The sequence below is a fragment of the Psychrobacillus sp. genome, from assembly GCF_032154225.1.
Classification (GTDB): Bacteria; Bacillota; Bacilli; order Bacillales_A; family Planococcaceae; genus Psychrobacillus.
In genome coordinates this window covers 1-21,449 of the sequence record NZ_JALDYF010000008.1, presented here as the reverse complement: position 1 = coordinate 21,449, position 21,449 = coordinate 1, and the positions used below count along the sequence as shown (strand labels likewise).

Annotated in this window: 21 protein-coding genes; 16 read left to right on the top strand and 5 right to left on the bottom strand. The window is 34.9% G+C overall.

Going from position 1 to position 21,449, the window contains the following annotated elements; translation table 11 throughout:
- Window positions 1-183 precede the first annotated feature (183 nt).
- The 10 genes from dcm (at window position 184) to RUH95_RS12010 (ending at window position 10,318) form a co-directional block, all read left to right on the top strand.
- Window positions 184-1,437, top strand: coding sequence for a DNA (cytosine-5-)-methyltransferase (dcm, locus tag RUH95_RS12055; protein WP_313893128.1), 1,254 nt, complete (start codon window positions 184-186; stop codon window positions 1,435-1,437).
- Between the two features lie 79 nt (window positions 1,438-1,516).
- Window positions 1,517-2,908, top strand: coding sequence for a Sau3AI family type II restriction endonuclease (locus RUH95_RS12050; RefSeq protein ID WP_313893127.1), 1,392 nt, complete (start codon window positions 1,517-1,519; stop codon window positions 2,906-2,908).
- Window positions 2,908-4,041: a PDDEXK family nuclease gene (locus RUH95_RS12045; protein WP_313893126.1), complete on the top strand. Its 1,134-nt coding sequence runs from the start codon at window positions 2,908-2,910 to the stop codon at window positions 4,039-4,041. The genes RUH95_RS12050 and RUH95_RS12045 overlap by 1 nt, the downstream gene beginning before the upstream one ends.
- Before the next feature lie 65 nt (window positions 4,042-4,106).
- Window positions 4,107-4,334 (top strand): HTH-like domain-containing protein, encoded by a 228-nt coding sequence (locus RUH95_RS12040; RefSeq protein ID WP_313893125.1) that lies wholly within the window; start codon window positions 4,107-4,109, stop codon window positions 4,332-4,334.
- A 284-nt stretch (window positions 4,335-4,618) separates the two neighbouring features.
- Window positions 4,619-5,644, top strand: a complete 1,026-nt coding sequence (locus tag RUH95_RS12035) for a threonine aldolase family protein (protein ID WP_313893124.1) — start codon at window positions 4,619-4,621, stop codon at window positions 5,642-5,644.
- A 205-nt stretch (window positions 5,645-5,849) separates the two neighbouring features.
- Window positions 5,850-6,827 carry a BMP family lipoprotein gene (locus RUH95_RS12030; protein ID WP_313893123.1) on the top strand — a complete coding sequence of 326 codons (978 nt, stop codon included), beginning with the start codon at window positions 5,850-5,852 and terminating at the stop codon, window positions 6,825-6,827.
- Window positions 6,828-6,846: 19 nt separating this feature from the next.
- A complete protein-coding gene (locus RUH95_RS12025; protein ID WP_313893122.1) occupies window positions 6,847-8,496 on the top strand; it encodes a methyl-accepting chemotaxis protein in 1,650 nt (549 codons plus the stop codon).
- A 224-nt stretch (window positions 8,497-8,720) separates the two neighbouring features.
- Complete coding sequence (locus RUH95_RS12020) at window positions 8,721-9,053, top strand: hypothetical protein (protein WP_313893121.1); 333 nt, start codon at window positions 8,721-8,723, stop codon at window positions 9,051-9,053.
- 26 nt (window positions 9,054-9,079) lie between these two features.
- The gene (locus RUH95_RS12015) at window positions 9,080-9,520 is read left to right on the top strand and encodes a DnaA N-terminal domain-containing protein (protein WP_313893120.1); all 441 of its coding nucleotides are present in this window, start codon (window positions 9,080-9,082) and stop codon (window positions 9,518-9,520) included.
- A 141-nt stretch (window positions 9,521-9,661) separates the two neighbouring features.
- Window positions 9,662-10,318, top strand: coding sequence for a reverse transcriptase-like protein (locus RUH95_RS12010; protein ID WP_313893119.1), 657 nt, complete (start codon window positions 9,662-9,664; stop codon window positions 10,316-10,318).
- A gap of 82 nt (window positions 10,319-10,400) precedes the next feature.
- Here the strand turns inward: RUH95_RS12010 and RUH95_RS12005 are convergent, their stop codons facing one another.
- The 5 genes from RUH95_RS12005 to RUH95_RS11985 form a co-directional block, all read right to left on the bottom strand.
- On the bottom strand, window positions 10,401-11,699 hold the full coding sequence (locus tag RUH95_RS12005) for an ATP-binding protein (protein WP_313893118.1): 1,299 nt from the start codon (window positions 11,697-11,699) through the stop codon (window positions 10,401-10,403).
- A gap of 41 nt (window positions 11,700-11,740) precedes the next feature.
- Entirely contained in the window at window positions 11,741-12,775 is a 1,035-nt protein-coding gene (locus RUH95_RS12000; RefSeq protein WP_313893117.1) for an ATP-binding protein, read from the bottom strand.
- Between the two features lie 473 nt (window positions 12,776-13,248).
- Window positions 13,249-14,061 (bottom strand): aldo/keto reductase, encoded by an 813-nt coding sequence (locus RUH95_RS11995; RefSeq protein WP_313893116.1) that lies wholly within the window; start codon window positions 14,059-14,061, stop codon window positions 13,249-13,251.
- 63 nt (window positions 14,062-14,124) lie between these two features.
- A complete protein-coding gene (locus tag RUH95_RS11990) occupies window positions 14,125-14,943 on the bottom strand; it encodes a purine-nucleoside phosphorylase (RefSeq protein WP_313893115.1) in 819 nt (272 codons plus the stop codon).
- Between the two features lie 22 nt (window positions 14,944-14,965).
- Window positions 14,966-15,841 carry a radical SAM/SPASM domain-containing protein gene (locus RUH95_RS11985; protein ID WP_313893114.1) on the bottom strand — a complete coding sequence of 292 codons (876 nt, stop codon included), beginning with the start codon at window positions 15,839-15,841 and terminating at the stop codon, window positions 14,966-14,968.
- Between the two features lie 209 nt (window positions 15,842-16,050).
- Between RUH95_RS11985 and RUH95_RS11980 the strand changes: the two genes are divergently transcribed.
- The 6 genes from RUH95_RS11980 to RUH95_RS11955 all read left to right on the top strand — a co-directional run bounded on the left by RUH95_RS11980 (window position 16,051) and on the right by RUH95_RS11955 (window position 21,341).
- Window positions 16,051-16,266 (top strand): hypothetical protein, encoded by a 216-nt coding sequence (locus RUH95_RS11980; protein WP_313893113.1) that lies wholly within the window; start codon window positions 16,051-16,053, stop codon window positions 16,264-16,266.
- A 60-nt stretch (window positions 16,267-16,326) separates the two neighbouring features.
- The gene (locus RUH95_RS11975) at window positions 16,327-17,841 is read left to right on the top strand and encodes a DEAD/DEAH box helicase (protein ID WP_313893112.1); all 1,515 of its coding nucleotides are present in this window, start codon (window positions 16,327-16,329) and stop codon (window positions 17,839-17,841) included.
- 37 nt (window positions 17,842-17,878) lie between these two features.
- Window positions 17,879-18,661: a YqhG family protein gene (locus RUH95_RS11970; RefSeq protein ID WP_313893111.1), complete on the top strand. Its 783-nt coding sequence runs from the start codon at window positions 17,879-17,881 to the stop codon at window positions 18,659-18,661.
- Window positions 18,662-18,699: 38 nt separating this feature from the next.
- Complete coding sequence (locus RUH95_RS11965) at window positions 18,700-19,326, top strand: DUF2238 domain-containing protein (protein ID WP_313893110.1); 627 nt, start codon at window positions 18,700-18,702, stop codon at window positions 19,324-19,326.
- A 192-nt stretch (window positions 19,327-19,518) separates the two neighbouring features.
- Complete coding sequence (locus RUH95_RS11960) at window positions 19,519-20,025, top strand: sigma-70 family RNA polymerase sigma factor (RefSeq protein WP_313893109.1); 507 nt, start codon at window positions 19,519-19,521, stop codon at window positions 20,023-20,025.
- Window positions 20,022-21,341, top strand: coding sequence for a DUF4179 domain-containing protein (locus tag RUH95_RS11955; protein ID WP_313893108.1), 1,320 nt, complete (start codon window positions 20,022-20,024; stop codon window positions 21,339-21,341). The genes RUH95_RS11960 and RUH95_RS11955 overlap by 4 nt, the downstream gene beginning before the upstream one ends.
- Window positions 21,342-21,449: the final 108 nt, after the last annotated feature.

The window sequence follows — 21,449 nt, the reverse complement described above, 5'->3', positions numbered from 1 at the left end:
ACATCGGTTTAAATATAGTTACTGCATTGATGTAGTGCTAGGTAGCGGACAGAATATCTTTTTTTAACAATCTCCTTCTAAACGTCTATAAAAACTAGATTTCGCAAAAAAAAGAGCAAAAGATCTTGATCTTTTAGAAGAAATGTTGTATAATAGATTGAAACTACGAAAGGGTGTTCGTATATGCAAAATTCTAAAATTAATGTAATTGAATTATTTGCTGGTGTCGGGGGCTTTCGCTTAGGACTAAAAAAAGCGAACCCTGAATTATTTGAAGTGGTTTGGGGTAATCAATGGGAACCATCTCGAAAAGCACAAGATGCTTTCGATTGCTATGTACACAATTTTGAATCGGGAATACATTCAAATGAAGATATAACGAAGGTTTCGAATGAAACTTTTATAGATTTAGGACCGGATTTAGTGGTTGGAGGATTTCCTTGCCAAGACTACTCTGTCGCACGTACTCTTTCCGGAGAAAAAGGGCTTCAAGGTAAAAAGGGAGTTTTGTTTTGGGAAATCAAAAGAGTAATAGAAAAAACACAACCTAAGTATGTTTTATTAGAAAATGTAGATCGTTTATTAAAATCACCTTCATCCCAGCGTGGTCGAGATTTTGCTGTAATGTTAGCGACGTTTAGAGATTTAAATTATACAGTAGAATGGCGCGTTATAAATGCAGCGGAATATGGGTTTGCTCAAAAAAGAAGACGAGTTTTTATTTTTGCATATAAAAACGGGATTGCTTTTGAACAGGCACAAAATAACTATTCAGAAGATCAGATTGTTTTTAAAGAAGGTTTTTTTGCTAAGCCTTTTCCAGTCCAAATTGAACCTTATAAGGATAGAATAACTTCTGTTACTTTACCGACAGATATTGTGGAAATATCGGACAATTTTTCATTTGGATTCCACACGGCTGGATATATGAAGGGTGGTTATGTTTTTACTACACAAGTTATACCAGTAGAAGAAAGAACAATAACTTTACGAGATATTCTTATTGATGAATCTAAAGTGGATGAAAAGTTCTATTTGTCTGAATCAACTAGTGAAAAGTTTGCTTATTTACGCGGTCCTAAGAAAATAGAACGAAAATCAGCTGAAGGTCATGTCTACCAATTTTCTGAAGGAGGAATGTCTCCAACGGATGATTTAGACAAGCCGGGTAGAACGATGTTAACAAGTGAGGGTTCGACTAACAGGAGCACCCATATTATTGAGGTAAATGGTCGAAAACGTTTCTTAACTCCTTTAGAATGTGAGCGTCTCAATGGATTTGAAGATAACTGGACAAGCACTATGTCAGACCGCATGCGGTATTTTTGTATGGGAAATGCGCTTGTTGTTGGATTGATAGAACGTATGGGTAATAGAATTGAAGAGATAGAAAAAATTAATGTTAAAACTGACGTTCAATTAGAATTGTCTTTGTAAAGCTGATACTACAAGTATCGGCTTTTTTTTATATATGATAAAATACTGTTAATATTTAGATTTTATGGGAGGTAGAACGATGTTCTATGAAACTGAGGATGTACTCTTATATAAGGCGAAAGAAGCAGAAGGGAAAACCTTTGGCGAGATTGATAGAAGTGGAAGAATTGCTAATCCCAAGTCAAAAGGGCAACTTGGACAAATAATAGAAGAAAGTTTCTTTGGGTATGAAATTAATTCTAAGTCAGAAGCTGATTTCGCTAATTTAGGCATAGAATTGAAGGTTACTGCGTTGAAACTAAATAAGAACAAAACAATTTCTGCTAAAGAACGATTAGTATTAAATATTATTAACTATCATAAAGAGGTACTAAATACATTTGAGACTTCGAGTTTTTGGACAAAAAACGAAAAAATATTGCTTATGTTTTATCAATGGATTCCTGAAATTCATCGTTCGGAATATCAAGTTCTAAAAAGCCACCTATTAACTTTTAGTGAAGAAGACCTGCATATTATTAAGAAAGATTGGGAGTTCATAACAAATAAAATTAAGATGGGTAAAGCGCATGAGCTTTCTGAAGCGGATACAATATATCTAGGTGCATGTACGAAAGGTAAAAATAAGGATTCTTTAAGAACTCAACCATTCAATACTGCACCTGCCATGCAAAGGGCCTATAGTTTAAAAGCAAGTTACATAACTGGTGTTGCAAGAAAAGTTATTTCGAACAAAGATATGATTTCTATTACTAATAAGCAGGAATTAAAAAATAGAACTTTTGAAGAGATTTTACAGGGTAGATTTCGTTCTCATATAGGTAAAACACTTACACAAATTGCAGAAGAAAATAATATTACGATTAATAAAGCGAAAAGTTTTGTGCCTGATTTCGTAAGTGCTTTATTAGGGGTAAAAGGAACAAAACTTGATGATATTGAAGAATTTTCAAAAGCTAATATTCAATTTAAAACGATTCGATTAGATAAGAATGGAAAACCCTGTGAACATATGTCATTTAAAAATGTGGATTTTCTTGAATGGGCGAAAGAAAAGTGGGAAGAAAGTTGGCTTAAGAACTACTTCGAAGAAACAAAATTATTATTTGTTATTTTTGAGTTTAGAGAAACAGAAGTAGAAAATAAAAATAGGGAGTTGTTTTTTAAAGGTATCAAACTATGGAATATGCCAATCGCCGAAGTTGAAGTGACTTTGAAAGATTTTTATTTTAGTCTTCAGAAACAACTTATCTCAGGAGTACATATTGATAATATTCAGCGGGGAAGAAAAATAGTAGCAAAAAATAATTTACCATCTGCAGGTACTAATGGTCTTTGCCATATTCGACCTAAAGGAAGAAATGGACAAGACAAAACTCTTTTACCGGATGGCCAAATGATTGCAAAGCAGGCATTTTGGTTTGATAAAGAATACATAGTATCGGTGATTAACGACGAGGAGAACAATTAATGGCAGGTTATATTTTTACTCTTGATAGTATCGAATCATTAAATGAAATTATTAAAAACGGAGTTTATAGTACTAATTTGAAAATCCCAGAAAAGAACATTTGGGGAATTTCTCATGAAGGTACATTTGCTGATTTCTTATCTATGTCTGAGGGAGACAATGTTTATTTTTTTATAAAAAGAAAGATATATGGAATCGGTAAACTTATTAATATCAATAACGAATGTAAGCACTTAAACTTTCCAGGGGCAGATATTCCAGTTACAGAAGGATTTTCAAATCTAAAAGACAAAATGATCTTGAACAAATCTTCATTTAATCTAGCCAATCGATTTATATGTAGATTTAATAGTGCACCACACTTTTTTAATAATGGGATTGATATGGATGATGTACTAGCTTCCAACCCAGAGGCGTTTAAAATGCTGCGTGTATTATGGAAATTGTCTTTTATAAAAATAGATGATGTTGAAAATAAAGCATTGTTTGATATTATTCTTAAAACAAATGAACTTGAAATTACTAATCCACAAAATATTTTTTCTATATCAGGCAGTCTGCATACTCGAATAAAAAACTTAGTGAATGAAAATTACATAGTGAATGCCAAAAATATTTTAAGTTTGGCTTCTGACGGGAGAAAAATTAGACATGAAATGGCTATAGAAGCAGGGGTAATTGATTACATAAAAGCGAGCCAAAATGGGGTCTTTGGTAAATGGGATTACTTATCACATCAAGTTGTTTCTTCACCTTTTAAGCCAGTAGACTACATGGATAAGATGGATGTTTTTGGATACAGATTTATCCCTGGTTTTCCAACTATTTCTAAATATTTAACGATAGAGATAAAGAAGGATATTGCTGATATAGAGGTAATCAACCAGTTGATGAAGTACGTTGACTGGATAAATCAAGAATACAGTTTCGGCGACTATTCAATGATTGAAGCATTTATAATTGCCCAAGGATTTCCTGAGGAAGTAGTAAATTTGAAAGAAGAAATAGGAAAGCGCACTTTTGTCAAAGGACGTCGACCAGCAAACACAATGCATTGGTCGAATTTGAGATTAATTAAGTATGTCTATAACGAAAGTGAGAATAAACTAGAATTTATAGAAGTAGGGAGTTGATAGTATATAAAGTTATTTAATAGAAATGAAAAGTAGGATTACTTTACTAAACTGGAGGATGAACTATGACAAAGAGTGAACTAGGTTTAATACTAAAAAGTATGTATGAAAATGCTCCAGATGGTTATCAAGTTGCTAATATCCATTTATTTGGAGTGAAATATGCTGAAGTAATTCAAGAAAGACGATATAAAGTTAGTGATATTATTGTTGCGTCAGGAATAAATCGTTCTTATGCTACAGAAGTGAGTAAAGGTATAAAACTCTCAAGGTACGTTGTGTCCAAAAACTAGACTAAGATATACCGATCTAGATAGATAATAAAAAAACTTAAAGGAAAACTCCCATCTAACCGATGCCACTTCCTTTAGGTTTTTCTTTTCATTACACTATATTCATAACATTATAATATTCTCCTGTTATCTTCTCTCAATTCTAAGTATAATCTAATAAAACTAGAAAAAAGACGAATCCGAATGATGATTGATCAATTGGTATGTGTTATGTTGGTTCCTTAAAAAAGTGCATCCCTGTAACACACAATAAGATAAAAATATTTATAAATGGAGGAATTCATATGTATAGCTTCAAAAATGATTACGCAGAGGGAGCACACCCTAGAATTTTACAGGCTTTAATAGATTCAAACTCTGTACAAGAAGAGGGCTATGGAGCTGATAGTTTTACTCAAAAAGCAATTGAGCTTTTGAAGGAGAAGTTAGGGAGCCAGGACATTGATATTCACCTACTATCGGGCGGTACTCAAACAAATTTAACAGCAATTTCTGCTTTTCTTCGACCACATGAAGCTGCGATCGCAGCTAGTACGGGTCATATTTTTACACATGAAACAGGCGCGATTGAAGCTACAGGACATAAGGTTATAGCGGTAGAAACGATAGATGGAAAACTGAATTCCTCTCTAATAAAAGAAGTGCTGGACCTGCATACAGATGAACATATGGTAAAACCAAAGTTAGTTTACCTATCAAATTCAACAGAAATTGGCTCTATCTATAAAAAGAGTGAACTAATAGATTTAAGAAATTTTTGTAAAGAGCATAATCTTATCTTATATATGGATGGGGCAAGACTCGGGTCAGCGCTGTGCTCAGATGAGAATGACCTGAAACTAAGTGATATTCCAGCACTTGTGGATGCTTTCTATATTGGTGGGACCAAGAATGGAGCATTTTTAGGAGAGGCGTTAGTTATTTGCTGTAATTCTTTAAAAGAAGATTTTCGTTTTCATTTGAAGCAAAAAGGGGCTCTTCTCGCAAAAGGGAGACTGTTAGGTATTCAATTTTATGAGCTGTTCCGTGATGATTTGTTTTTCGAATTGGCTCAGCATGCGAATAAGATGGCAATTATTTTGAGGGAAGAATGTATCAATGCCCATTTTTCATTTTTGGCCCATTCTCCATCGAATCAAATCTTTCCGATATTACCGAACACACTAATTGCAGAGCTTGAAAAAGATTATTCGTTTATTGTATGGGAAAAGATTGATGCTACACATTCTGCAATTCGACTAGTAACGTCATGGGCAACGAAAGAGGAAGAAGTAAGAGCATTTGTTGAGAATATAAAAAAATCTAATTAGTTGAGCAATTGATATATATATATATAGAAAAGCCGAGGGAAGTGACATTGTCGCTTCCCTCGGCTTTCGTTTATGAAGGTGAATTGTCCTTTATATAAGTCTTGGAAAGTATCTTACAATTTCGTGTATTCTACCTAATGTTAATAACTTAATTATCTAGACGATAGAAATCTCGTGACAACATTAAACAGTTAGGAATGGTTATATGCGCAAACATTTTATTATTTGTATAATATTCATTTTGGCATCAGTACTATCAGCATGTTCAAATGATAATGAAAACCCAGAAAACAAAAAGGTTAAGATAGGAATAATGCTTTCCGAAGCAGGATTAGGAGATCAGTCTTTTTCTGATTTAGGATTTGCTGGACTTGAAAAAGCTAGAGACGAATTAAATATATCTTTCGATTATCGAGAAATTCAAGATACGAAAACGAATGAAGAAGGACTGGAACAGCTTGTAGCGGAAAAAAATGATCTAATAATTGGGTTAGGTTTTGCTATACAAGAGGAACTTGAAACTGTTGCAAAAAAGTATCCAAATAGTACCTTCTTGCTAGTCGATGCTAAGTCAGAATTACCGAACGTCATTAATATAACGTTCAAGGAAGAAGAGGCATCCTATTTAATAGGAGCAATAGCAGGCATGAAAACTAGTAGTAATGTCGTCGGATTCGTTGGTGGAATGGAAAATCCTATAATCAAAAAATTTGAAAATGGTTTTATAAAAGGTGTAAAAGAAGTAAACCCAGAGGCTCAAGTACTTTCTAAATATGCAGGAAGCTTTGATGACGATAAATTAGGTGGAAGTATTGCGCAAGAGATGATTTTATCAAATGCAGATTTTATTTATCCGGCTGCAGGATACACTGGAGTAGGTGTCATACTAGAATCGCAACGAGCTGGAACATATTCTTTTGGTGTAGATAGCGATCAGTTTTATTTAGCTGAAAAAGCTGTAGTTTCTTCTATGTTAAAACAAGTCGATGCTGCTATATATAATGCCGTAAAAGAATGGGTTGAAACAGGAAAAGTTTCCAAAAAGGATTTTGAATTAGGCATAAAAGAAGCTGGTGTAGATATAGCTCCTATACGTATTATTGAACTTTCTCCAATGGAAAAAAACACACTCGAAAAGTTAAAAGAAGATATTGCAAATGGAACTATCACTGTAAATGAATAGGAAGTGAGATGAAAGACAAATGAAACTTAAACAAAAGATATTAATGATTTCGATTACCCCTTTATTGTTATCTGCCTGTATTATTGGGTACAATATTATTCAGTTATCAGCTTTAAAATCTTCAACGCAAGAGATTGTCCAAACTTTGGTTACGGTAGAGGAACTAAATAGTTCATCAAAAAGCCTACAAAAGTCTTTAAATGCTTACTCATTAAATCTTTCGGAAAGCAATAAAAACGACATAGAGATGGACTTAGCATCTATTAAATCTATTTACGACCAATTATCGCCTTCCTTAACAAGTAAAGATCAAAAGAAATTATCTGAAAAAATCTTACATAAATTCGAAGCAATACTAGACGAGTCTAACGGTGCAATAATAGTTCAAAATCAATCCGAAATTAAGCGTCAGTCTTTGCGAACTAAAGGCTTAACTAATGACGTTATTGAGATGAAAAGAGATATCACAGCACAATATGAGACTATGCAAGCAGATTTACAAACTAAGATCAATGGAATTATATCCATTTCCGTTATTTTAGTTTTACTACTTTTAGTAGGAAGTAGTATACTCGTTTTCTTCTTCACCAATCGGATTGTCGAACCGATAAGAAGAATTACAAAAAATGCTGAAGAAATTGCAAATGGAAACTTAGCGGTAAATCATGTAAAAGTACAGACGCGCGATGAAGTGGCTGCCTTACAAAATGCCTTTGAGCAAATGACCATTAATTTAAGAGACGTTATTACACATGTTTCTGATAGCTCTAATCAAGTTGCGGCTTCAGCTGAAGAGTTGATGGCAAGCGCAGATGAAACGATGAAGGGTACCGAGTTAATTTCTACCTCCATTCAATTAGTATCAGAAGGAGCAGAACAACAAACTTCTATGTCGGATGAGTCAGCACAATCAGCAGAAGAAAGCTCAAATGCTATCTCTCAAATAGCGGAAAAAGCAGAATTAGCATTACAGCTAACCCTTTCGACAAATGAAAAGACTCAACAAGGTTCTAATTTTGTTAAAGGTACAGTAGAACAGATGAATTTAATAAACGAAGCGGTAGAGTATACAGATCATGCACTTGTAACTCTAAATGACCGCACGAAAGAAATAGTCCATGTATTAAAGTTAATCACAGACGTTGCAGAACAAACGAATTTATTAGCACTAAATGCAGCAATAGAAGCTGCAAGAGCTGGAGAAGCTGGAAAAGGATTTGCAGTAGTAGCAGATGAAGTTAGAAAGCTTGCAGAGCAAACGAAACATTCTGTTTTAGGTATTACAAGTATAGCTACCGAAATTGAAAGTGATACGAAAAAAACAGTTACATCGATTAATGATGTAAAGGATCGAGTTCGTTCTGGACTAAATATTGCTAGTGACACGCAAATCACTTTTAATGATATTCTCGTAGCTGTAGAACAAGTAAAAGAACAAGTAGAAAATATTTCAACTATTTCAAATGATATTAAAGTTAAAGTGACACAAGTATCAGCTCATGCAAAAGAAATGTCCGCTGTTGCTAAGCTAACTTCAGATAGCTCCAATTCAGTAGGTGCTGCATCCGAAGAACAATTAGCATCAATGGAAGAAGTTACTGCTGCAGCTGTATCCCTAGCTAATCTAGCGGAAGAGTTGCAACATAGAGTATCGAAATTTACTATTTAACCTAATCAAAAAGCATGCCATCAAATAACCTCATCTGGTTAAATGATGAGCATGCTTTTTGTGTAATGGCACCATATGTATCTGCAATTATTACGCTCTTTTTCACCACATGAAGAGTGAACTGACGGATTTAAGGGATTTTCTATTAGTCAAGAAATTATCCGTGTGGCATAGCAATGCAATATGGTACGATAAGTAATAGTATCTCGCATGGAGGATTACAAATGATTGAAGTAATAACGGTAGTAAATATGATAGTAGAAGTAAAAAATACGAAAGACTATGAAAAAAAAGTAGAGAAAATTTTACAGTCCAAGAAGACTCGGACTATTCAATATATAGAGACAATTAGTATGTCTGAGCCAAATGAAGAGCTGATTGTAAGTGCTTTGGTGAAGTATAGAGTGCTTATAGAAGAAAGAATGGAAAATAAGTTTTTAGATGATTATGTTGGGCTTGTCCTGCCAATGTTTTATAAGCGTTTTAAAGCAATACCGGTAAGCAATCAAATTTATAAAATATCACGGATTAGAAAAGAACTAGCCGCACGAAGATAATAGTTGTTTTGAATGGAGGAAAGGATTTGTTAAATAAAATGGTGAAAATAGAATCAGAAGCTGAACTTTTACTTCATTTTAAAAACATGAAGGCAGAAGGTTCTGTATCAACACTTAACATTCCTGGGGTAGGCAAGTTTAAAATCCTTTTTCAAGAAGAGGATGATTCAAATGTGGAGAAGAACCTACAATATGAAGCACTGGATATAATAGATGGGGAAGATTTTTCAGAGTGGAAAAAAGTATTGATGATACTGGAGCGGGACATTTCAAGTGCTTCTTTCGAAACGTGGTTGAAAGGAACAACTGCTGTGAGAGGAAATAACCAGCATGTTTGTATTAATTTTAATAACAGCTTTCAATTAGATTGGGTCAAAAAACATTACTATGGCAAAATCCTTTCAACAGTGGAAGAAGTAACAGGTATGGAATACTTTTTGGAGTTTCAAGTTTTAAAGGACGATTAAGTCATTTATAAATAGTCTGTATAGAAAATCCTCCACCCTTGAATGACTTCTCGGATGGAGGATTTTTATATACTATTTGAATGTTCTAGATGTAGGGAGTATATTTCAAATACAACTAATAAACACGAGGAGGATACACCGATGAATATCCGAATAGAATGGGCATACAGGCTACCTAATGGCGTGGAAACTGTTTTTCGCTCTGAGGAGATGGCTCTAGCAGATGCAGTATTGTTTGCGGAGGATTTGGAGCGGATTGGTCGAGCTAAAAGTATGATGTTTATTGATCAGTTTGATAGTACGTGGACGGTTAAGGAAATGAAGAAGTACTTGAAGGAGATGGAGACAGAACCGCATAATGTTACGGTGTATTTTGATGGTGGGTTCGATCGTGCCACGAATCGCTCGGGTCTTGGGTGTGTGATTTATTATGAGCAGAGTGGGAAATCGTATCGGCTGCGGAGAAATGCCTCTGCTTCTGGGCTTATGTCAAATAATGAGGCGGAGTATGCGGCATTTCATTTGAGTGTGCTGGAGTTGGAGCAGTTGAATGTTCATCATTTGCCGGTTCGTTTCATCGGGGATTCACAAGTAGTTATTAATCAGATGAATGAAGAGTGGCCAGTGGTGGAGAAGGACTTGTCCAACTGGGCAGATAAAATTGATCGCAAGTTAGAGAATCTTGGTATTCGACCAGAGTATAAGTTGGTTCCTCGAAAATTGAATGCAGAAGCGGATAGGTTAGCGACACAAGCTTTGAATGATATTGAGATTACCGCGACGAGTGAATTAGATTAAAGGATAGCTCCCCAATCGACTTTTAGATTGGGGACTATCTTTTGGACCGATGCCAGGAATCTGACCACTTTCGCATATTAAATCAACTCGTAACGAAATCCTTCCCTGTCTCTTGAATATTTACTAATTCCGGAAAAACGGAAATTAAAGGGAATGTAAATTTAAATGATGTTCCTTTTCCAACTTCACTTTCTACGTGAATGATTCCATTCATAGCACGTATGATACTATTGACTACCATGATGCCGAGTCCTGTCCCTTTGTTTCCTTTTGTTGAATAGTAAGGCTCACCTAAACGTGCTAATTGTTCAAATGTCATGCCTGAACCAGTATCTTTAATGAAAATACTTACAGTCGTTGGCGTGTACTCCGTTTCAACTGTTAAGATTCCCCCGTTTGGCATTGCTTCTATTGCATTTTTCATGACATTTACAAAGCATTGATGAAATTTTTGTCTATCTCCTTCAATTTTTACACCAAGTGAAAACATAGAAACTATTTTGACTGAACTTCGTTTTGCAACTAGTTGTAACGATTGGATGACTTGTTCTAGTTCCTCGTGTACAAGGAAGGATTCCACTGATTTAATTTCAGGTTTAGAGTAATTCAAATAATCTTGAATAACCCTTTCAGCTGATTTCAGCTCGCTTTTAATAATGGAGAGGTATTGAATTTGGCTTTCTTTTGAAATAGAATCGCATTGCAAGAGTTGAACAAAACCATTCGCTGCTGTCAAGGGATTACGAATTTCATGACTAATAGCTGCACCCATTCGTTCAACGACCTCTAATCTTTTGGACTTTATCGTACGTTTGCGCAATTGGATGATCATAATTACTTCTTCAATAATATAAGAAATAACTCCAACTCCAATTGGTTGAATGACTAAATAGGCGAACCAAACTTCCGTACTGGTGTAGGGCAAGTCCCAAATTCCCATAGTAAAAGTTTGGGCTAAACTAAAAAGAAACGATACGCAGACGGAAAAAAGAATGCGCTGCTTGGGAGAGCGTTTTAAAAACCATGGAGAGATTCGCCAAAAAAGAATAGCAAGTCCTCCATAGTAAAAGACCGTCATCCAAAACCCATAATTAATTCCAAGCAAGCTTCTTACGAATATAATGATTGAAGCCAATAAAGGGCCTAACCCCAAATACAGGCTGCCAACAATGAATGGAATTTTTCGCAAATCGAATACGACATTAAGACCTTCTATGTGATAAGTAAACATAAAACAGAGTAATAAACTAACGGTAAAATAGACAATGGGAATAGATTGTGAAGACAAAGATCCTGTCGTTTTTTCTGCCCATAAAAGTCCTGAAAATAGTAATGCGATTAACAAAGATAAGTTGAAAAAGAAATATACTGTTAATTCCAAGCGATTATCTCCCCAATACTAATTTATACATAAAAGATGTATCATTTTTTTCTCTTAATTTTATGAAGCTTAAAGTGAAATTGGGAAATGGTACCTTTGCCAATTTCACTTTGAACTTCAATTGTACCTCTCATTGCACGTAATATACTGTAAGCCACCATGATATCGAGGCCAGTTCCCTCAGGCCCCTTCGTAGAGTAATATGGTTCCCCTAAGCGTTTAATTTCTTCGTTACTCAAACCTAAACCTGTATCTTGTATAGTAATAATTATCTTGCTCTGGTTGGCAGTTGTCTTAATCAATAATGCACCGCCATGAGGCATGGATTCAATTGAATTTTTAATAATATTAATAAAGCACTGGTGGAATTTCGACTGGTCTCCATCAATCGATCCACAGGAAAAAAAATCAGTAGAAACCTTTACGGAATGATAATTAGCTAGAGGCTGTAATAATTTTATAATGTTCGTTAGTTCCTTCTGAATATCTAGTTCTTCTGTCGATTCAATAATTGGTTTGGAAAACGTTAAATAATCTTGTATAATTGCTTCTGCTGAATCTAACTCATCTTTTATTATGGAGAGATATTTTGCTTTATTATTATGATCTTGAGAAACTTGGTCGAGGAGTTCAACAAATCCAATAGCTGCAGTTAAAGGATTCCGAATTTCATGAGAAATTGCAGCCCCCATTTGCTCAACTGCGGCCAACTTCTCCTCTATTACTAATTGTTGTTGCATATGTTGAATCTTTTCTCTTATCTCAATGATGTAAGAAATAATTGCAACTCCAAGTGGTGGGACAATTAAGTAAGCTATGAACAAGTCTAATATTTGATCGGTAGATGCTAGTCTTAATGCGAAGATTAATAGAATACAAACACTTATCAGTAAAGTAATACCGGTGGAAAAAAGTATTCGTTTATTAGAAGTAAGTTTTAAAAACCAAGGAGAAATAAACCATATAAAAAAACTAAGCATAGTATAAAAAGCAGCACCTACAAAGAATCCAATATCTATTCCATGGAATGCACGAATGAAAATAACTAGAAATCCTAGTATAGGACTTAACCTCATATAGAGTCCGCCTATTAGAAAAGGAACTATTCTCAAATCTAATACAAACTTATCGTATATGGGATAAGAAAAAAGGTAACAAAGTATTAATGAGACGACAAAATAAAAAATGGCTGTTCGTTTGAGCAAATAGATACTACCCATTCTCTTAGATAATAAAAAACAAAGGAAAAATAGAATCATTAATAAGGAAAGATTAAATAGAAAATGCATTGTTATATTACCCAAAATATACCTCTTCTAATAGTTTATATAAATCAATAGTAAAGAAAGAATGGGGAATATACAATGTTATTTATTAAATTTTTGCAATATTAGCAAAGAAACATCATTTAAAGGAGTAAGGTTAATATATGGATAGACATTAGTAGTAGGATTCCGTTTCAAAACAAAAAAGATTGTAGATAAACCCAAGTATCTGAGTTCGACTACAATCTTAAAGCTAGGCGTAAAGGTACCTGCCATTTTTCTTTTTAAAAATCGATTTCGTCTGGATCTGGACCGATACGCACGTTTGATGCGATTGTATCAATTGCTGCTATATCTTCTGTAGATAATTCGAAGTCAAAAACGTTTAAGTTTTCTTGGATACGGCTTGGTGTTACCGATTTTGGTAAGGCAATATGTCCTGATTGTAAATGCCAGCGAAGCACGATTTGTGATGGTGCTTTACTGTATTTATTTGCTAGGTCATGGAATAGTTCGATGTCCATGAACTTTCCTTGCATTAATGGGCTCCATGCTTCTACATGAATGCCTTCATTTTTTAAGTATGCTACAAACTCTTTTTGAGGAAGTTGTGGATGCAGCTCAATTTGGTTGACCATTGGTGTCATTAGGCCAGCATTTTTTAACTGTTCCAAATGGTGCTGCTTGAAATTAGAAACTCCAATTGCTTTTACTTTGCCTTCTTCATATAATTCGACAAGTGCATGCCATGCTTCTACGATACCATCGACTGGCCAATGTAGTAAACAAAGGTCTAGGTAATCTGTATTCAGGCGATTGAGCGATTCTTGGTATGCTTCTTTCGTACGACCGGAGCGGATATCATCGTTCCAAATTTTTGACGTTAGGAATATGTCTGCACGTGGAACTCCAGAAGTGGCAATACCTTTTGCGACACCTTCTTCATTTTTATAAACTGCTGCTGTATCAATATGGCGATAACCTACGCGAAGTGCTTCTGCGACTGCAGCTGGTGCCTCTGTATCATTATCAACTCTCCACACACCAAAACCAATCTGTGGAATTTTCAAGCCATTGCTAAGTGTTATAAAATCCACTAAAATCACTCCCCTTTATGATTTCATCTTACCATGCATTTTAAAAAGTATTCAAACAACTTGTTAAATCTCTTGTAAAATACCTTTAACTAATCCAACAAATTTGGCATTAACTTTTCCAGCAACTTCAATTACTTCGTTGTGGTTTAGTGGTTGGTCTAATATTCCACACGCCATATTCGTTAAGCAAGAAATACCGAGTACTTTCATATTTGCATGTGTTGCAACAATAGCTTCAGGTACTGTTGACATGCCGACAGCATCAGCTCCTAATGTACGAATCATACGGATTTCCGCTGGAGTCTCATAGGCTGGACCACTCCACCAAGCATAGACACCATGCTGCAAAGGTATATTTTGTTCGCTCGCTACTGTTTCGGCGATAGTACGTAGTTCCTTGTTATACACTTGCGATAAGTCAGGGAAACGAGTTCCTAATTCATCGTTGTTTGGTCCCATTAATGGATTAGTACCAACTAAATTAAGATGGTCTGTAATAATCATCAAATCTCCAGGGATGAAGCTTGTATTAACAGCACCGCAAGCATTTGTAATGATTAAATTTTCTATACCTAACGCTTTCATAACACGTACTGGGAAGGTTACTTCATCTAAAGTATATCCTTCATAATAATGAAAACGTCCTTTCATAGCGGCCACGATTTTTCCGTTTAACTCACCAATAACAAGTTCGTTTGCATGTCCGATTGCTTCCGATTTTGCAAAATGGGGAATTTCGCTATAAGGGATTTTGACAGGGTTTTTAATTTCGTCCGCAAGCGTTCCTAAGCCTGATCCTAAAATCATTCCGACCATAGGACGATCGTTTGTCTTGCTCATAATAAAATCTCTAGTTTCTATAATATCTTGAATGTTATGCATGAATAATTCCTCCTAAAAATGTTTAAACTCCAAATCTCTGTCTAAATCCGCATTTTCTACACATTTCTTCGACAGCTTCCCGTCTAGTAAAACCATCGTAAAGATTATTTGCTCGTTCACTTTCTACAATTTCAGAGAAAGGGGTTTTATTGATATTGCCGAGGTTAATAACGCCTTCCCCGTCAAGACAGCAAGGGACAACTGTTCCATCTACAAGAATAGCTGCTTGGCTACGAAGTGCGTGGCAAAATCCTTTCCCATCGTCTTCTGGTGCAAGTAAACTAGGCCATTGGAATTCGTGATCCTGGTTAATATAAATTCTTTCCGCAATTTTAATGCCGCTTCCAGGCACGACTTTTTCTTCAATTTTGTAATCGAGATTAAATTCTTGCTCCAAGATTGTTAATGTTTCTTGGTTTCGTCTTTTATCTTCACTTGTAGCATTATCTCGCTGTAAATTCCATAATCTAAATGAAATAATAACGCCTTGTTCCGCAGCTTCTTTGGCAAAGGACAGAATGGTCGACAAATATTGCTCACGATTTGTTGATCCTTCATGTCCGTCGAAGCTATGAAGGGAGAAATTCATTTGTCGTAGTGCTGGTTTACCTAAAAGCTTATGCCTATTTTTTTGAATAAGTGTCCCGTTTGTCGTGATATTTACTTTAAATCCTTTGGCGTGGCTGGCATCTAGCAACTGATCGACTCTAGGGTGTAGGAGAGGCTCTCCTTTAACATGGAGATAAATATATTTTGTATGGTCTTTAATCTGATCAAGTATATTATTAAACGCATCTAATTTGATAATATTTGCCTTTCGACTAGTAGGAGGGCAAAAGCTACAAGCAAGGTTACAAACGCTTGTAATTTCAATATACATTTTTTTAAACGTTTTCAATGTTTAATCACCATTCCAATTCAAATTTAATAAAATGACTATCCCCATTCTAACAGAATTTCTAGTACATTGAGCAGTTTTTGAAAGTTTGAAAAACCCTAATCTAGACAATAAAAAACTAAACCATGAAGCTTTGGATATTCTAAAGAAAACTGGGGAAAATAAGATACTATTGCATGAAGTCAACTAACTGTTAGGAGATAAAAGTGGTGAAAGAATTCAAAGTAACATACTTTTTTGATGAGGAACATTACATAAGAAGGTTTATTCATTTGGAAAGCCAAGAAATAGCGGAAGAGCTAGTTCAAAATGAACGAGATCAATACATTTCATTTCGAGACAGCAGAGGAATTTATCATGAATTAAATACACGGGATGTTCGAGTGATTCAAATATCCGAATATCATAGAATAAACAAATCTTGAAAAGATGCATTCAATCATCATTTTGGGGCAACTTAAGAAAGACAAAAGTAGCATGAGGTGATGTTGATGAAGATAGAAAGGTCAACTGAGTGGAAAGAAGGCTTTATGAATAGATTGGACAATGTAGAACCATGGAATAATTGGGAGCTTTATAAAATGAGCTATGAAGTAGTAAAAGCTAATATTATCTCTGATTTCTCCGGCCTACAATCTCCCAAATATTTACCGAATTTAACTCCTCTTGCACACCAATTAGAAGCAGCTGAAACAGTTATCGAACGGATGAATGGAAAAGCAATTCTGGCAGATGAAGTTGGTCTTGGTAAAACAATTGAGGCTGGATTGATATTGAAAGAATACTTAATTCGTGGGCTTGTCAAAAAAGCGTTGATTTTAGCACCAGCTTCTTTGATTAATCAATGGGTTGAAGAGTTGAATTATAAATTTTATATTCCAGCAATTCCTTATAGAAAAAACACACCAATAGAATATTACGACATCGTTGTCATGAGTATGGATACGGCAAAGAGGAGCCCACATAGAGAACTGATTCACGCGCAAAACTATGACATGATTATTATTGATGAAGCACATAAACTTAAAAATCATAAAACCCAAATTTACGAGTTTGTGCAAAGTTTAAAGAAAAAGTTTTGTTTGTTGCTAACTGCAACGCCAGTACAAAATGACGTGTTTGAATTATTTTATCTTATATCTTTATTGAAACCCGGTCATCTAGGTAATCTTGAGGCATTTCAATCATCATTTTCTGATAGTAAGCATGATGATTATTTAAAAGAATTAGTTAAACAAGTAATGGTGAGAAATAGAAGGCAAAATACCGGAATCGAATGGACAAATCGTCGAGTGCAAATCATTCCAATAGAATTTAGTGAAGAAGAAAAAGAGGTTTATGATTTAATTGTCGACCTTAAAAATATTTCCCCTGTTTTTTCTGGTGCATTTTCGATGATTACACTACAAAAAGAAATGTGCAGTAGCAAGGAAGCGACATACTTAACTTTAAATAAAATGCGTCAAAATTGTACGAACGAAGAGGAAATAGACCACGTAGAAACAGTAATTCAAAAATTAATGGCATTGGAAATAAACTCAAAAGTAGAAAAAGCGTACGAAATTATTACCGAGGCAAATGATAAAGTAATTATTTTTACAGAGTATCGTGCTACGCAAGCTTATTTGCAATGGTATTTAAATACAAAAGGAATTACAAGTGTCCTTTTTAATGGAAAGTTCAGCAAAAGTAAACGTGATTGGATGAAGCGTTTATTTCAAGAACAAGCGCAAGTTTTAATTGCAACGGAATCAGGTGGGGAAGGTATTAACCTACAGTTTTGCCATCATGTTATCAATTATGATTTACCTTGGAATCCGATGAAGTTAGAGCAGCGAATTGGTCGTGTTCATCGGCTAGGGCAGGAGTACGACGTGCATATTTATAATTTAGCGATTAATAATACGATCGAACAGAATATTTTGGATTTTCTTTATGCAAAAATTGATGTTTTTGAAAAAGTGGTGGGAGAGTTGGATGATATTTTATCCACTTTCTAAAGTCTGTTTAAGCTGAAAATATAAAAGGAGAATGCATATGTATCCGCAGCAAGTGCACAAGTATTTGTCGGTATTTTTTAAAGAAACGAGCTGCCAAATATTATCGAATCATCCTGATTATATTACTGTTCAATTAACGATAGATATGGATAAAAAGATTATGAATCGTCCTTTTTATTGGAGAAATATAGAAAGTACGGGAGGTGTACCGAACCCAGCTTTATTAAATTTAATCACAGATCAAAACAAGCTAGGTGCGGACGTAAAAGGTGAAGTTGTCCATTTTGGTTCTCCTCGGCTGAATCGATTGTTTCAAACCACGAAGGAGTTAGGGGCATTTGTACTAATGTATGAGAGAGTTTTGGGAAAAGGAGAAGCGCAAACCATTTTGACTCCTTGGTTAGGTGTGAATTATAAAGTATCGTATTATAGCGATCAAACAATGGAAATGCTTTATTCTTTCGGAATTAATTTAATTACAGGTATTGTGAGAGAGGATTTTCAAGAATCGTTACATGAAGTGAATTTAGAAACATATCAGTCAAAGCATACATTTAATTTGCCGTTTATTATAAAGCCTGTTCGGGGTCTTGAACGATTGGATAAGATAATTGAACAGATTATCGAACAAGATGATCACTTATGGGCCGAGGAAGCGAAAGGGAGATGGCAAAAGGATCAGGACATACTAGAATATTTCTATGAAGGGATGGAGAACAAGCCAGAATGTTACGAGATGGAGAAGCAAGCAATGAAAGAACAATACGAAGCTCGCATTAAAATTGAAATAATAAATGGTGGACTATTTTATATGAAGTGAAGTTGATTTATAGCGACATGCAGTAAGGAGTGCATACAGTGATTTTAGATAAAGGCTCAAAGATTCATTTTGCTCTACTATTAGTCGTTGCACTGGTCTTTGTTTGGTCGGCTATTAATCCTTCAGATTATTTAGATTGGCTAGCGGAAGTTAGTCCTGGAGTCATTATAATAATCATTGTCATCGTAACTTATAATAAGTTCCGTTTCACTACACTATCTTATTTTATCATTGCTCTTTTATCTATCCTGACATTTATCGGCGGTCATTACACATACTCAGAAGTTCCGCTATTTAATTGGATAAAAGATGAGTTCGATTTAAAACGAAATAATTATGATCGATTTGGTCATTTTTTAAAAGGGTTACTAGCGATTGTAATAAGAGAAGTGTTGTTACGTAATACGCAATTGGTAAAAGGAGCTTGGCTGTTTGGTATAAGTACTAGCATAGTGCTTTCAATCGCTGCATTGTATGAAATCGTCGAATGGTTGAGTACTAAAATATCTAAAGGAGGGAAAGTATCTAAAGACTTTTTAGGTATGCAAGGAGATAAATGGGATGCACAATGGGATATGCTTTTAGCTTTTGTAGGTTCCATCCTCGCGTTAGCCATTTTTTCGAAATTACATGATAAAATGTTAAACAAGAGTGGAAAGGTTTAGTTAATGTTTACAGTCAAAATCGAAATTTTAAATGGTGGATTGCTTTATATGAAGTGACGTTAATGCTAAAGGGCTTAGATGCTTTTTAGCTTTTTTTATGTCATAAAACAGTACGAACTTAATTTTTTTCGGCATGAACGAACTTGCTTGTAGTAGAGTCTAATAATAAAGAGGGATAAGAGGTGAGGTGATATGTTGGAAATTGAACTAGCCAAAAAAGCGATTGCTGGTGATGAGCAGGCGTTTATTGAAATACATGAATTATTCGAGGATGTACTATATCGTATAGCGTCCAGTTATTTTCACAATGAGCATGATGCAATAGAGGCGATGCAAGAATTAACCTATCGAAGTTTTAGAAAGATACATACGGTAAAAGAGCCCACCTATTTAAGTACTTGGTTAGTGAGGATTTTACTCAATGTGTGTCATGACATACAAAAGAAAAAGAGTCGCATGCAACTTCGAGATACAGTAGAAATTGGAGAATATCATGACAACTCAAGCTTAGAATTAAGAGAAGCCTTAGCAAAGTTATCCCACGAACAGCAGGAGCTTATTTTTTTGAAATATTTTCGAGATATGAAAAACCAAGATATCGCAGAAGTGCAAAATATCCCAGAAGGCACGGTGAAATCGAGATTGCATACTGCGCTTCAAAAACTACGCCTATTTTTCAAAGAGGAGGATGCTAAATGAATGGAATGGACGATAATGAGTATAAGAAATTAACAGGAGAACTAGAGGCGATTTCTATACCAAAGGAAGCACTTTCGCAAGCACGCTTACAAGGTATAAAAAAAGTGCATGATAAGAAAAAATTTCGAACTCGATCATTAAAGCAACTAGTGGTCATTGCAGCGATACTATGTGTATTTGTTACTTCTATTCGTGTATCACCAGTATTCGCAGCTACAGTAGCTAAAATTCCGGTCTTATCCTCACTTGTAGAAATGATTGCGTATGATAAAGGAGTAGAAGATATTTTTAAAAATTATTATTATGAAGAGCTGAATATTGTAGATACGAAAAATAACTTAACATTTACGTTACTCGGTGTTATTGCGGATGAATCAGGGATGGTATTATCTTATCGATTAGAGGCTCCATATGATATTTCAAATTTAAATACAAAGGATATTAATGTGGTACAAAATGACCTACCAATCCAAATGGCTATCGGTTACGGCTGGTATGGTAAGGAAAATACAAATATTGTTGAAGATAAAATTGAAATTACAGCAAGTGAAGGAATTAATTATGATCATCCAAATTTTCGTCTGGATTTTACATTAGAAGATGAACATGAAACAACTTTTTCGATTCCGTTTATATTAAAAAAAGATATAGCAAAATCTAAATTGTATGAGATTAATAAAGAAGTGGAAATCGACGATCAAACGATAATAATCCAATCACTAAAAATTTCTCCCTTACGTGCTGAGGTGAAGCTTGCCCTAGATCAAGCAAACGCGATGCAAATTTTACAATTTGGAGAATTGAAGCTACTGGATGAAAAAGGGGAAGAGTGGGGAAAGATAGCGAATGGATCTACAGGATTTGGTGATCTTCGTAAAGGAAAAGGGAGTTATTTCATTCAAAGTAATTATTTTAGAGGGCCGCGAAGCCTAACGCTTCACATCGGGAAAGTGGAGGCATTGCCAAAAGGACAAGATTATGTGGAAATTGATTTTGAAAACAAGGAAGTTGTAAGCGTACCAGATCTGACACCGCTAGATATTGAAATAAAGGATAGTAGTACGGTTAGTTTCACATATCCAGAATCAAAGGAAAACCATATCAATGAGTTATTTAGTAGTGTAGTTGATGCAAACAATCAAGAATTTTACTCAAGACAAGTTTCTCAAATTTCAGCTGAAGGTGGTTACAATAATTCGAGTTATACATTTAATATGAAGGATAAAGTGAATCCAATTCGCCTGTATTTTTGGAGTTATCCAAACTACTTAAATGGTTCAGCAGAGATAAAAATACCATTGAATGAAAGAGATTAAATATGTACAAAGAAAAAATCCTGTTCATCTATTAAAGATGGACAGGATTTTTAAGATGACCCCTACGGGATTCGAACCCGTGTTACCGCCGTGAAAGGGCGGTGTCTT

Excerpts from the sequence above, each read along its gene's own strand:
- RUH95_RS11955 (WP_313893108.1), top strand. The coding sequence starts at position 20,022 with ATGAATGGAATGGACGATAATGAGTATAAGAAATTAACAGGAGAACTA.
- RUH95_RS12035 (WP_313893124.1), top strand. The coding sequence starts at position 4,619 with ATGTATAGCTTCAAAAATGATTACGCAGAGGGAGCACACCCTAGAATT.
- RUH95_RS12010 (WP_313893119.1), top strand. The coding sequence starts at position 9,662 with ATGAATATCCGAATAGAATGGGCATACAGGCTACCTAATGGCGTGGAA.
- RUH95_RS12025 (WP_313893122.1), top strand. The coding sequence starts at position 6,847 with ATGAAACTTAAACAAAAGATATTAATGATTTCGATTACCCCTTTATTG.
- RUH95_RS11975 (WP_313893112.1), top strand. The coding sequence starts at position 16,327 with ATGTTGATGAAGATAGAAAGGTCAACTGAGTGGAAAGAAGGCTTTATG.
- RUH95_RS12030 (WP_313893123.1), top strand. The coding sequence starts at position 5,850 with ATGCGCAAACATTTTATTATTTGTATAATATTCATTTTGGCATCAGTA.
- RUH95_RS12050 (WP_313893127.1), top strand. The coding sequence starts at position 1,517 with ATGTTCTATGAAACTGAGGATGTACTCTTATATAAGGCGAAAGAAGCA.
- RUH95_RS12040 (WP_313893125.1), top strand. The coding sequence starts at position 4,107 with ATGACAAAGAGTGAACTAGGTTTAATACTAAAAAGTATGTATGAAAAT.
- RUH95_RS12000 (WP_313893117.1), bottom strand. The coding sequence starts at position 12,775 with ATGAGGTTAAGTCCTATACTAGGATTTCTAGTTATTTTCATTCGTGCA.
- dcm (WP_313893128.1), top strand. The coding sequence starts at position 184 with ATGCAAAATTCTAAAATTAATGTAATTGAATTATTTGCTGGTGTCGGG.
- RUH95_RS11960 (WP_313893109.1), top strand. The coding sequence starts at position 19,519 with ATGTTGGAAATTGAACTAGCCAAAAAAGCGATTGCTGGTGATGAGCAG.
- RUH95_RS11970 (WP_313893111.1), top strand. The coding sequence starts at position 17,879 with ATGTATCCGCAGCAAGTGCACAAGTATTTGTCGGTATTTTTTAAAGAA.
- RUH95_RS12020 (WP_313893121.1), top strand. The coding sequence starts at position 8,721 with ATGATTGAAGTAATAACGGTAGTAAATATGATAGTAGAAGTAAAAAAT.
- RUH95_RS12045 (WP_313893126.1), top strand. The coding sequence starts at position 2,908 with ATGGCAGGTTATATTTTTACTCTTGATAGTATCGAATCATTAAATGAA.
- RUH95_RS11990 (WP_313893115.1), bottom strand. The coding sequence starts at position 14,943 with ATGCATAACATTCAAGATATTATAGAAACTAGAGATTTTATTATGAGC.